General features: G+C 37.3%; 12 protein-coding genes and 1 riboswitch. Of the genes, 9 read left to right on the forward strand and 3 right to left on the reverse strand.

The genetic code is table 11. From position 1 onward, the window contains the following. The first annotated feature begins 24 nt into the window (after positions 1-24). From NAG76_07275 to NAG76_07285, 3 genes are read left to right on the forward strand one after another with little or no spacing between them, the layout of a single operon-like run. Complete coding sequence (locus tag NAG76_07275; protein ID URN96022.1) at positions 25-1,821, forward strand: PAS domain S-box protein; 1,797 nt, start codon at positions 25-27, stop codon at positions 1,819-1,821. A gap of 30 nt (positions 1,822-1,851) precedes the next feature. Beyond that, positions 1,852-2,529: an oxidoreductase gene (locus tag NAG76_07280; protein ID URN96023.1), complete on the forward strand. Its 678-nt coding sequence runs from the start codon at positions 1,852-1,854 to the stop codon at positions 2,527-2,529. Positions 2,530-2,547: 18 nt separating this feature from the next. After that, entirely contained in the window at positions 2,548-3,252 is a 705-nt protein-coding gene (locus NAG76_07285; GenBank protein ID URN96024.1) for a pseudouridine synthase, read from the forward strand. Between the two features lie 48 nt (positions 3,253-3,300). On the opposite strand, the gene NAG76_07290 is transcribed toward NAG76_07285, so the two are convergent. Both NAG76_07290 and motA read right to left on the reverse strand, forming a co-directional pair. Next, the gene (locus NAG76_07290; protein URN96025.1) at positions 3,301-4,125 is read right to left on the reverse strand and encodes an OmpA family protein; all 825 of its coding nucleotides are present in this window, start codon (positions 4,123-4,125) and stop codon (positions 3,301-3,303) included. Continuing rightward, positions 4,109-4,909, reverse strand: coding sequence for a flagellar motor stator protein MotA (motA, locus tag NAG76_07295; protein ID URN96026.1), 801 nt, complete (start codon positions 4,907-4,909; stop codon positions 4,109-4,111). Before motA ends, NAG76_07290 begins: the two co-directional genes overlap by 17 nt. Positions 4,910-5,507: 598 nt before the next feature. Here motA and NAG76_07300 point away from each other — a divergent pair. Both NAG76_07300 and NAG76_07305 read left to right on the forward strand, forming a co-directional pair. Further along, a complete protein-coding gene (locus tag NAG76_07300) occupies positions 5,508-5,801 on the forward strand; it encodes a hypothetical protein (protein URN96027.1) in 294 nt (97 codons plus the stop codon). A 48-nt stretch (positions 5,802-5,849) separates the two neighbouring features. Next, positions 5,850-7,046 carry an MFS transporter gene (locus NAG76_07305; protein ID URN96028.1) on the forward strand — a complete coding sequence of 399 codons (1,197 nt, stop codon included), beginning with the start codon at positions 5,850-5,852 and terminating at the stop codon, positions 7,044-7,046. A 211-nt stretch (positions 7,047-7,257) separates the two neighbouring features. On the opposite strand, the gene NAG76_07310 is transcribed toward NAG76_07305, so the two are convergent. Next, positions 7,258-7,737, reverse strand: coding sequence for a C40 family peptidase (locus tag NAG76_07310; GenBank protein ID URN96029.1), 480 nt, complete (start codon positions 7,735-7,737; stop codon positions 7,258-7,260). A gap of 7 nt (positions 7,738-7,744) precedes the next feature. After that, positions 7,745-7,902: riboswitch (cyclic di-AMP (ydaO/yuaA leader) on the reverse strand. A gap of 226 nt (positions 7,903-8,128) precedes the next feature. Here NAG76_07310 and NAG76_07315 point away from each other — a divergent pair. The 4 genes from NAG76_07315 to trxA all read left to right on the forward strand — a co-directional run bounded on the left by NAG76_07315 (position 8,129) and on the right by trxA (position 11,909). Next, positions 8,129-9,802: a glutamine--tRNA ligase/YqeY domain fusion protein gene (locus NAG76_07315; protein URN96030.1), complete on the forward strand. Its 1,674-nt coding sequence runs from the start codon at positions 8,129-8,131 to the stop codon at positions 9,800-9,802. 15 nt (positions 9,803-9,817) lie between these two features. Further along, positions 9,818-10,879 carry a histidinol-phosphate transaminase gene (gene hisC, locus NAG76_07320; GenBank protein URN96031.1) on the forward strand — a complete coding sequence of 354 codons (1,062 nt, stop codon included), beginning with the start codon at positions 9,818-9,820 and terminating at the stop codon, positions 10,877-10,879. 238 nt (positions 10,880-11,117) lie between these two features. Beyond that, positions 11,118-11,534 carry an Rrf2 family transcriptional regulator gene (locus tag NAG76_07325; protein URN96032.1) on the forward strand — a complete coding sequence of 139 codons (417 nt, stop codon included), beginning with the start codon at positions 11,118-11,120 and terminating at the stop codon, positions 11,532-11,534. Positions 11,535-11,600: 66 nt separating this feature from the next. After that, on the forward strand, positions 11,601-11,909 hold the full coding sequence (gene trxA, locus NAG76_07330) for a thioredoxin (protein URN96033.1): 309 nt from the start codon (positions 11,601-11,603) through the stop codon (positions 11,907-11,909). Positions 11,910-11,962 lie beyond the last annotated feature (53 nt).

The raw sequence follows: 11,962 nt of genomic DNA on the forward strand, positions 1-11,962 counted from the left end.
TAATGATATAAGGATGTGAAATGGGTGTCGATCAAGTATAAGTTAAGTCTTACTATAGCAGTATTATTATCTACTGTAATAGCAGTTTTTCATTATGCGTGGGGTTATAATCAACAATCAAAAAATTATGATTCGATCTATCGCTCTAGTTTTACTTTATCAGAGAAAATCCATCAAGATTTAGATATTGAATCGCCTACTTTTAAACAGGATCTCAATAAAATATATCATTTCGTGCGTGTAGGTAAACCGTACCTTTTAGATGTTGTGTACTACAATACAACATCAAATGAAATCCTACATTCTGCTAGTCATTTCGCAACTGCAGATACTATTATAGCTAAAGAACAATATGATTCCAAATCCTTATACCAGTTTATGGAAATATCTGATCAATCAAAAAACTACTATATAAGTGACTATCGATATAATGTCTCAAGTGAGATAAGAATAATTACACTTTATGATAAAGATGTCTATAATGAGACATTTGGGGATAACAATTCGTTGTTCTATGCAACGCTAATATATTTAGTGTTTTTTTCTAGCATAATAAGTTATTGGTTTATTGGACGAATGCTTCAACCTCTTAAAGATATATTATGGAAGGTAAATGAAGTTAGCTCCGTTCGCTTTCATCGACCAATACCCATTACAACAAAGGACGAATTTGGTTTATTAGCATTTAAGATCAATGCGATGAGTCAGAATCTAAGCATATATATGAATAAGCTCCGAACAGCTTTTGATGAAAATCGTAGAATGAGATTGTATATGGAATCATTTATTAATCATTCAACTGATGCGATCTATATTATGGATCTTGATGGAACGATGAATCAGATGAACAATTCATTCGAGCAGTTGTTTGGCTATACGGAGGCAGAGGTAATCGGAGCTCGTTATCTGACAGTTCCTGAACATCTTATAAAAGAAAAAGAAGATATTTTTTCGAGAATACATAGTGGTGAAATCATTAATTCCTTCGAAACATTAAGAAGAACAAAAGATGGAGACCTTATTCCGGTCAGTATTACAATTACACCAATCCGTGATTATTCTAATACCATTACAGGATTTGCTAGTGTATGTAGAGATATGCGTCATCGCAATCAGATGGAAGAATTGATACGGCGATCTGAGAAACTAAATATGGTGGGACAGCTTGCTGCAGGTGTAGCTCATGAAATACGTAATCCATTAACAACACTGCGAGGTTTTCTACAATTACAGAACCAAAGTAAACGGCTTAATATCGACCATGTACAAGTTATGTTATCAGAGTTAGATCGTATTAATCTTATTGTGGGTGAATTTCTAATATTAGCAAAGCCACAGGCAGTTAAGTTTAAAGTGAGAGATGTTAGAGATATATTAGCGGAAGTGACTTCTCTAATGGGAAGTGAGGCATTATTACATAACGTTACATTAAAAGAAACCTATACTAAAGATGATTGCCGAATTCCTTGTGAAGAAAATCAATTAAAGCAGGTATTTATTAATGTATTGAAGAATGGTATAGAAGCCATGCCTGACGGAGGGCATGTACATATAGCCGTGCTAAGAAGTGACCAAGTAATTAGTGTACATATTACTGATGAAGGTATTGGGATGGAAGAAGAAACATTAAAGCGTATTGGAGATCCTTTTTTCACTGTGAAAGAGAATGGTACGGGACTCGGAATGATGGTCAGTCAGAAGATTATCGAGACTCATCATGGCCAACTGGAATTAACTAGTCAAGTGAATGTAGGAACGATGGTGAAGATATTATTACCTGCATATCAGGAAGAAGAGTTAGCTGATGTAAGTAGCTTATAAACTCTATAATGTGTTAAGAAGGACGTGAACATGGCATTGAAGGCGGTTATCGTGGGAGCAACTGGTCTAGTGGGACGAGAACTAGTTCGTGTGTTGCTAAATACTAAGCAGTATGAAAAAGTAACAGTTATAGCTCGCCGAAGACTAAGCATCGTTCATCCTCGCTTAGAACAACAACTTATTCAATTTGATCAAATCCATGAGTGTCCCGAAGACTGGTTTAAGGATGCTGATGTATTTTGCGCTTTAGGTACGACGATTAAGACAGCTGGCTCCAAAGAGCAATTTGAAAAAGTCGATTACCATTATGTGATCGAGACAGCAAAGCTTGCCAAGTTATATAATAGCTGCAAATTTATCGTTGTAACGGCGATGAGTGCGGACGAGCAGTCTAAAATATTTTATAATCGTGTGAAAGGAAAAATCGAGGTTGAATTACAGCAATTACAATTACCACAACTTATTATTGTAAGACCTTCTCTTATACTTGGAGATCGTAATGAATTTAGGTTTGGTGAATCGATAGCTGCAAAATTGATGACTTGGCTGCCATTCTTATTTAAGGGTAAGATGAGAAAGTACAAACCTATTCAAGCAAAGGACATTGCGATTGGAATGTTTAAGTTAGCAAAACTTTGCAAAGATCCGTTGATCATAGTATTATCAGATGAAATTGAAGTTTGGTCAAAGAAAAAGCTATCTAAGTGAATTAACGAGGTGACATCATTGAGAATCAATAAATTTATTAGTGAGACGGGCTATTGTTCAAGACGAGAGGCTGATAAGCTGGTGCAGGCTGGCGAAGTGACGATTAATGGAGTAGTAGCCGAATTAGGCAGTCAGGCCGACCTTAGCGACATTGTCTGTGTAAGTGGAAGTAGAATAGGGGAGCAGAAAAAGCATGTCTATATCGCGCTCTATAAGCCTACAGGGATTACATGTACGACAGAACTTCATATACAAGGTAATATTGTTGATTATGTCAATCATCGTGAGCGTATTTTTCCAATTGGTAGATTAGACAAAGATTCAGAAGGGCTTATTCTGTTAACGAATGACGGAGATGTAGTAAATCCTATTTTACGTTCTGAAGGCAAGCATGAGAAAGAATATATTGTAACGGTGGATAAACCTGTTACTAATAGTTTCTTAAAAGGTATGAGTGAAGGTGTCCATATACTAGGTAGCATGACACTACCTTGTAAAATGACTCGTATAGGTGATCATACATTTAAGATTATTCTTACAGAAGGGCGTAATCGTCAAATTCGACGTATGTGTGATGCGTTTGGGTATAAGGTTAGGCGATTGAAGCGGATTCGTATTATGAATATTCATCTTGCAGAATTGCCTAAAGGCGAGTGGAGAGACTTAACAGAAGACGAGAAACTAATCTTATTCAGAGATATTGATTATAATCCAGTGCAATAAGAAAATGGCGTATACACCGGTTACACGGTATATACGCCATTTTTATTACTATTCTACGGACAGACTCTGTAGTTTGTTCTCATCAATATAGTTCTGAACGATAGAAAGTTCAACACGACGATTTTTGGCTCTGTTTTCTACAGAATCATTTTCTGCTACTGGGTGGAATTCACCATAACCAACTGCACTGAAACGTTTTGGATCAAGATCGTTGCTAGATAGCATTATATCCATGAACCGAACAGCCCGCATCACACTTAGATCCCAGTTAGAACGGTACTCATTATTACGAATAGGTGTTGTATCGGTATGTCCCGCAACAATAATGTTATAGTCAGGATAGTCATCTAACATATTTGCAATGGAGATGGCTAGTTTCCTACCATCACTATTCACTGTAGCTTCCGCCGAATCGAATAATGCGTTATCACGTATCGTAATGACTAATTGTGACATATTTAATGAAGTTTCTAAACTAGTCGATAGACCATTAGAAGCGATATACTCATCGAGTTCTTCTTTCAACTCACTTAGTTCAACTTTGCTTTGATCAAGTAGTTCTTGGACTTGTTCCTCAGTTAGCTGTTCTTCTTTTTCAGCCATGGAGTCTTTATCTTCAGCAGAACCGCCATCTTTCTGGTCTGAATCAGGGCCTTTTTGTATTACAGAAGGCATGTCCAGTACGCCTTGACCACTGCTTAACGCAAGACTAAAGGCGTTAGATAAATCTTCAAATTTTTTGGAATCTACTGCATTCATAGAATAGAGAACGATGAACAAGGCAAGTAGCAAGGTCATAAGATCTGCATAAGGAATGAGCCAAGATTCATCGATATGTTCTTCGTGATCTTCATGCCTACGCTTTTTGCTCAACGTCACCTTCCTCCTTCTGTTTCATTAATTTACGTTCAGTAGGTGTCAAATAAACAGAAAGTTTTTGCTCAATAGCAATCGTTGAAACGCCAGACTGGATAGAAAGCAATCCTTCTAGCATCATTAGTCGAATTTGAATTTCTTTCTTTGACAATCGCTTCAACTTGTTAGCCATTGGATGCCAAAGTACATAACCTGTAAATATACCTAGTAAAGTTGCCATAAATGCAGCAGAGATTGCATGTGCAAGTTTATTCATATCGCTCATGTCTGATAAGGCAGCAATTAGACCTACTACTGCGCCTAGAACCCCTAGCGTAGGAGCGTAAGTACCTGCTTGAGTGAAGATTAAAGCACCTGACTTATGGCGTTCTTCTGTAGCAGAGATATCCTCAAGTAAAACATCACGTACAAGATCTTGGTCGTTACCATCAATAATCATACGCATACCATTTTTAAGGAATGCATCTTCGATATCATCAACTTTAGCTTCTAATGCAAGAAGTCCTTCACGACGCGTAATTCCTGCCCACTCAACGAATTGCTTAATAAGTTGCTCGCGCTCAGGAAGAGGACGCTCTTTGAATAATATCTTAAATAGTGTACCAACTTTACTTAGTTCACTTAAAGGGAAAGCAACCATTACTGCTCCTATCGTGCCAACAATAATGATCATAAATGCCGCGCCATTTAGAAATGCACTTAGACTTGCGCCCTTTAATATCATACCTACTAATACTGCTGCTAAACCTAAAATTAAACCAAGCACTGTCGAATTTTTCATATTACACCTCTATTAATCCGTATTCGATATATTACTACTTCTACTATTATCGTCAAAAGGGTATTGTGAAGTTATAGTTATTTATTATGAGCGTAAAAATAACTATATTTATGTCGTAAATGTTACTTAATTTGTTATATTTTCTATAGTAACAGCATTTGCCAGTTACGCACAAGATACTTTATATCTAGCTAATTACTGTGCAATATATGCTGACTATTATTAAAAATACTAGAGGAATATGTAGATTTAACACCTACAATAATTAAAAGTGCGACTATTTTACTAGGAATAGGTTAATTAGTGAAAGAAAGGGAAAATGAAATATATAGTTTATTTTGTCACATGATACTGGCGAAATGGCTCAGGTTCAAAAATGGTATAAAACGTTAAGAGACTCCTCATACTATAATAATAAGTTAAAATTACAACCTTAAAAATACGCTCAAAGTACAGACACGATGAGCTCAATATGCGATAATACTTCCGTATAGGGAAGGCAGTTTGGTGAAAAATGTTATCATCATTGGATAGGTAATTCGTGTGAAAAGTACGTTAATTCAACATGGTGTAATAATAACAAGGAGGCAATAATAATATGGGTGTACGTCATGCAAGAGAATATAATGATATTTTGAAAGATTTAACGGTAGCAGTTGGTCAAATTCATGATTGTTTCCGCTTTTTTGAAATGGAAGTTGCTGAATGGGAAGCTCTTTCTGAAGATGAACAACATGAAGTTCTTGAAGCTCTTGCCGATGATGTGTTTTATGGACTAGGAGAAGAATCTGTTATTGAAGTAGGATCTGGAACGATAAGCTATAAAGCGCAACATCATGTTATTGAAGTGGGGCAAAGTGACCAAGTTACGCAAATTATTCGATTAATTTAAAGATCCTAATTATTTCAGTTTTATATTGAAAAGGAGATTGTCATACTGGTGAGGAAAATACTATGGCTATCATGTTTATCGTATCTAGTAATTGGTATCGCACATATTATAGGAGGATCCATTCTAGAACAGCTTGTTACGCATTATAATGTGACATATGCTAGTGGTGGTCAGTGGATCATGAATCAGTTTCTTGGTTTTCTAGTCGGTGTATTACTTGGTCCTACGTTATCATCTCGATTAGGAAAGCGTTTTACTATTGTCGTAGCGATGGGAGCATTAACGTTAGCTGAAGCGTTGTACAGTATGTTGTTACCTTGGGATTGGATGCTTATTGTTGCTCCACTCGCAGGTTTTGGATTTGGCATGATTGAATCTGTTGTAGGTGCACTTATTATTGAGTTGTATAAGGATTCGAAGGCAACTGCAATGAGTAAACTTGAAACATTTTTCGGGTTAGGTGCATTAATTATACCGTTAGCTGCGGCATTTTTAATTCGTAACCATATTTGGGAATGGTCTTTCCCTATTCTTACTGCCATTAGTGGCATTACACTATTACTTTGGTTATGTTTATCGTTTGGTAAAAATATTGATGATAAATTAGCACAACCAACGAAAGCTGAGCGGAAAGAAGCAGGTGTTACGTTAAAATATACATCCAGAGCTATTCCGTTTCTAATTATATCAATGGCGTTCTTTTTCCTATATGTTGGTATAGAAATGAGTTTCTCTAACTATTTGCCGTCTATTCTAATTGAACGTACGCCATTATCGGAATCGAGTGCAGCAGGGATGTTAAGCTTATTCTGGGGCTTTATGGTCATTGGCCGGATGTTCTGTGGTATTCTTGCAGATCGTTATGGTTATATTCGTTATTTAGTCATCTCCATGTGCGGAGCTGTTATTGCGTTTATTGGTGTAGCTCTATTTGAAGGAACAACGGCAATACTTATTATGACAGCGATAAGTGGACTAAGTTTCTCAGGAATTTTTGGTATAGGGTTGGTCTATGTGAATTCTTGTATTTCTGGTATGACAGAACGGACAACAAGTTTGTTGGTAGCCTGCGGCGGAATCGGTGGTGCGCTGTTTCCGAAATTAACGGGCTTTGTTATGGATCATTATTTTGTATCAGCTGCATTAAGTCTTATTGCTTGTTTCGTAGCGGTTATGCTGGTCTGTATGGTTGCTATGATGTTAGTTGGTCGTAATCGTGACCTGCAACAAGTAACGAACACTTAGTTATATAAAAGAGGAGTTAGGAAGTTAAATCTTCCTAACTCCTCTTTTTACGTGAGCATTTGCAAGTTCATTGTATAAACATAGACAATAATTTGTATAGATTGGTATAGTGGGACTTGCTGTAGCATAAGTATATAATATAAATAAAAAAAGCATTTCAGTAGCACTTCAAATGAATGAAGTGACGCTGGAATGCTTTTTTAGAAAACTATTATTTACTTGCTTGTACGTATGTTTCATAGTCTGCATCTGATAAGATGTTACGAGCAGTTACATAACGTGGTTTGTAGTATGAAGAATCCAATGAATCGATAATTACACCCTTACTAGTAGAAGCATGAGCGAATTTGCCATCACCTACATAGATACCAACGTGAGTAATGCCGCCGTTGTTAGTGCCGCTAGTATCAAAGAATACTAGATCACCAGCAACTAGATCTGCTTTAGCAACTTTTGTACCCTCTAAAGCTTGATCTGCAGAACGTCTTGGCAAATCATAACCCATTTTATCGAATATGTATCTTACAAAACCAGAACAATCAAATCCGCTAGTAGTGTTACCACCGTATTTGTACTTCGTTCCTTTTACATCGTCGATACTACTAAGCATGGATGAACTTGCGGAAGCGCTTCCTACAGAGAAAGTTAAAAGAAGAACAAGTGCTACAAACATTAAACTAAACTTTTTCACAATTTAAGACTCCTTCCAATGTGCCGACGAGGTTAGCTGACGGGTTCGGTTGAAGGTTCCCTATGAGACTACCAATTATGATTATTCATAATCCAGCTCAATTCACCCCAAATGGATCCCCCGTATCTTAAGTTATGATGCTTAAGAATTTGGCAATATAGGCTTACTTGTTACAAGCTTTATAATAAACTGAAAATTCAATTCTGTGTAAAATGTGAGAAGATTCTAATCGTTTCTCATTTTCCTCACAGAAAGTAAACGGTAAAATCTAATGATTAGATCATATTAATCCGGTGATAACCTACATATTTGCACTCATAAATGGGTGTATTTTCACACGAATTTGTGTATGATAAGAGGATAATATTCGTTGTGTGAAAGGTTGGTCTATATGGAGAACATCAATGAAAATAAATCGGCGCAGTCTAATTTCATTAAAAATATAGTTATAGAGGATTTACAAGAGGGCCGCGTTCAGGAAATATATACTAGATTTCCTCCAGAACCTAACGGTTATCTTCATATTGGACATGCCAAATCAATTTGCTTGAACTTTGAATTGGCCGATGAATTTAAAGGGAAAACAAATCTACGTTTCGATGATACTAATCCTGTTAAGGAAGATACGGAATATGTAGATTCTATTATGGAAGATGTAAGATGGTTAGGTTTTGAATGGGATGCTTTGTTCTACGCATCTGATTATTTCGAAGAAATGTATAACCGCGCTGTGTTGCTTATTAAGAAGGGTAAAGCATATGTATGTGACCTTACTGCAGAACAAACACGTGAATTGCGCGGTACATTAACTGAGCCTGGTAAAGATAGCCCTTATCGTAATCGTTCGGTAGAAGAGAATCTTGATCTATTTGCGCGCATGCGTGCTGGAGAGTTTAAAGATGGAGCACGAGTGCTTCGTGCCAAAATTGATATGGCTTCTGCCAATATTACATTGCGAGATCCGGTAATCTATCGTATTGCTCATGCTCATCATCATCGTACAGGTGATGCTTGGTGCATTTATCCGATGTATGATTATGCGCATCCACTAAGTGATGCGATTGAAGGTATTACACATTCCGTTTGTACATTAGAATTCGAAGACCATCGTCCAATGTATGATTGGGTTATTGAACAATGTGAGATGGAGACTAAAACTCGTCAATATGAGTTTGCCCGTCTAAACATTACAAATACAATTATGAGCAAGCGTTATTTGAAACTATTAGTTGATGAAGGTGTAGTATCTGGATGGGATGATCCCCGTATGCCGACGATTAGTGGTATGCGTCGCAGAGGATATACAGCAGAGTCTATTCGTAACTTCTGCCGTGAGATTGGCGTTGCGAAAGCAAATAGTATCATTGATGAACGTAATCTAGAGTTCTTCATTCGTGAAGATTTGAAGATGAAAGCACCTAGAACGATGGCTGTACTTGATCCGATTAAAGTCGTAATCACCAACTATCCAGAAGGTCAAATCGAATGGTTAGATGCTGAAGTTAACGCTGAAAATCCAGAGATGGGTATGCGTCAAATTCCATTTTCTCGCGAGATTTATATCGAAAGAGAAGATTTCATGGAAAACCCACCAAGTAAATATTTCCGTCTATTCCCTGGTAATGAAGTACGCTTGAAACATGCTTACTTTATTTTGTGTAACGATGTGATCAAGAACGAGCAAGGTGAAGTTACTGAACTTCATTGTACGTATGATCCTGCAACGAAATCAGGAAGTGGTTTCAATGCTCGTAAAGTAAAAGGTACTATCCACTGGGTAGAAGCTTCTAGTGCAGTTCCGGCACAACTCAGACTGTTAGAGCCACTTCTAGTGGAAGAGTCAGATAATAAGGATAAACCGTTAATAGAGCGCATTAATCCTAATTCTATGCAAGTAGTGAACGGTTATATTGAACCGAACATGAAGGACTCAGAAGCGGGAGACAAGTTCCAATTCTTCCGTCATGGCTATTTCTGTGTAGATAAAGAAAGAAGTAATGATGATATGCTAGTATTCAATCGAATAGTATCACTAAAAAGCTCATTCGATGCGAAGAAAGCGTAAGGAGAGACGTCAACTGTGAGTAAATTTTGGAGTCCACTAACCGCTTCCTTGGAACCATATGTGCCAGGAGAGCAACCGAAGGATAAGAAATATATTAAGTTGAATACGAATGAAAATCCTTATCCGCCTTCACCCAAAGCAATTGCTGCGATGGCAGATGCAATTAATGAGGATTTACGATTGTACCCTGATCCGAATTGCGAATCATTAGTTGAAGCACTTGCAACGCGTCATGGGTTACAGCCTAATCAAGTATTTGTAGGTAATGGTTCTGACGAAATATTAGCTTTTGCTTTCGCATCGTTTTTTGATCCGAGCAAGCCTGTCCTGTTCCCTGATATTTCGTATAGTTTCTATAAGGTGTATGCTAAGTTCTATGGCATTACACCGAAACTTGTACCGCTGGATGAACAATTCAATATTCATGTAGATGAATATGTAGGGGAACATGGCGGAATTATTATTCCGAATCCGAATGCTCCAACTGCAATCCTTATGCCGCTGGATCATATTAAGCAATTGCTTGAACAGAATCCAGAGCAAGTAGTAATTATTGATGAAGCTTATATCGATTTCGGTGGTCAATCTGCGGTCACTTTAGTAGACAACTATCCTAATTTGTTAGTTATTCAGACATTGTCTAAGTCGAGATCATTAGCTGGCTTGCGTGTTGGCTTTGCTTTTGGTTCTGCTGAACTTATTGAAGGCTTAAATCGTACGAAGAACTCATTCAATTCTTACACAATGGATCGAATTGCACTTGCTGGAGCTGTTGCTTCCATTGAAGACGAGACATATTTCGTTGAAACCAGTGCAAAAGTTATTGCTACACGTGAGCGTGTAGTTAAGCAACTAGAGGAGCTGCATTTCTTAGTAACTCCGTCAGCTGCTAACTTTGTGTTTATTTCTCACCGTAGTATTCCTGCTAAGCAAATCTTCGAACAATTAAGAGCAGAAGGTGTGCTGGTCCGTTATTTTGCTTCTCCACGAATTGATAATTTCTTGCGTGTAAGTATTGGAACCGATGAAGAAATGGATGCACTTATTAAAGCATTACAAAAATTAACGGTTCAATAAATATAGATAAACAGGAAAAAGCAATTCTAAACAGATGTAAGTGTTTAGAATTGCTTTTTCCTGTTTATAACCTCTATGTAGCCAACCAAGCGTGTAGGTAATAGTGAAATAATGACAAAGTTACCTGTGAATAAAGGATGTCAAAACGTTGAACACTATATATTGTGGATTCACTGTTATTGACATTATTAACTGTAACGTTTATTATTACAGTATAACGCAGGGAGGCCCACTTAAAGTGAATAGTGAATTTACAATTGCAGTGCATAGTTTAGTCTATTTAGCTAATTTGCCAGATAATATGGCTAGTAGCGAAATGATTGCTGATAATGTAGGTACTCATTCTGCGCGTATCCGTAAAGTTATGAGCGGTATGCGGCGTAGTGGCTTCGTTAATACAAGAGAAGGTTCTGGTGGCGGGTATCGGCTTACGATTGATCCCAACACTGTAACGCTCGCGGATATTTACCGCGTTATGGCTCAAGGGTCTCTCATTCCTAGTTGGTGTTCTGGTAATCCGGATGGCGACTGTATGGTTGGCTCGAACATGAATTCCGTCATGTATGGCATCTTTTGTACTGCAGAGAAGAAGTTAGAAGAACATTTCAGTGATATAACAATTAGTGATGTGCTTAAGCAAATTCATAATTGTTAAGTGGCACCTTTTGGTGTGAAGGGTAATTCCCATAATCATATATATTAGTCAGAGAGGATGATTGTAATGGCAGTTTCATTAACTAAAGATAACTTTAACCAATCCATCGAAAGCGGAGTAGCATTAGTAGATTTTTGGGCTCCATGGTGTGGACCTTGTAAAATGCAACTTCCAATCGTTGAAGAACTAGCTACTGAACTTGAAGGTCAAGCAGTAATTGGTAAAATCAACGTTGACGACCAACCTGAGCTTGCTGCTCAATTCGGCGTTATGAGTATCCCAACTCTAATTCTTTTCAAAGATGGTCAACCAGTTGATAAAATGGTAGGTCTTCAAAGTAAAGATGCACTTAAAGCAAAAATTTCTAATGCATAAATAATTGCTGCATCGTTGTAAGGGGAGCTGTTTCTGTAGTGGACTTCACTATG

This window comes from Candidatus Pristimantibacillus lignocellulolyticus (genome assembly GCA_023639215.1).
GTDB classification, from domain to species: Bacteria; Bacillota; Bacilli; order Paenibacillales; family Paenibacillaceae; genus Pristimantibacillus; species Pristimantibacillus lignocellulolyticus.

Excerpts from the sequence above, each read along its gene's own strand:
- NAG76_07280 (URN96023.1), top strand. The coding sequence starts at position 1,852 with ATGGCATTGAAGGCGGTTATCGTGGGAGCAACTGGTCTAGTGGGACGA.
- motA (URN96026.1), bottom strand. The coding sequence starts at position 4,909 with ATGAAAAATTCGACAGTGCTTGGTTTAATTTTAGGTTTAGCAGCAGTA.
- NAG76_07300 (URN96027.1), top strand. The coding sequence starts at position 5,508 with ATGGGTGTACGTCATGCAAGAGAATATAATGATATTTTGAAAGATTTA.
- NAG76_07315 (URN96030.1), top strand. The coding sequence starts at position 8,129 with ATGGAGAACATCAATGAAAATAAATCGGCGCAGTCTAATTTCATTAAA.
- trxA (URN96033.1), top strand. The coding sequence starts at position 11,601 with ATGGCAGTTTCATTAACTAAAGATAACTTTAACCAATCCATCGAAAGC.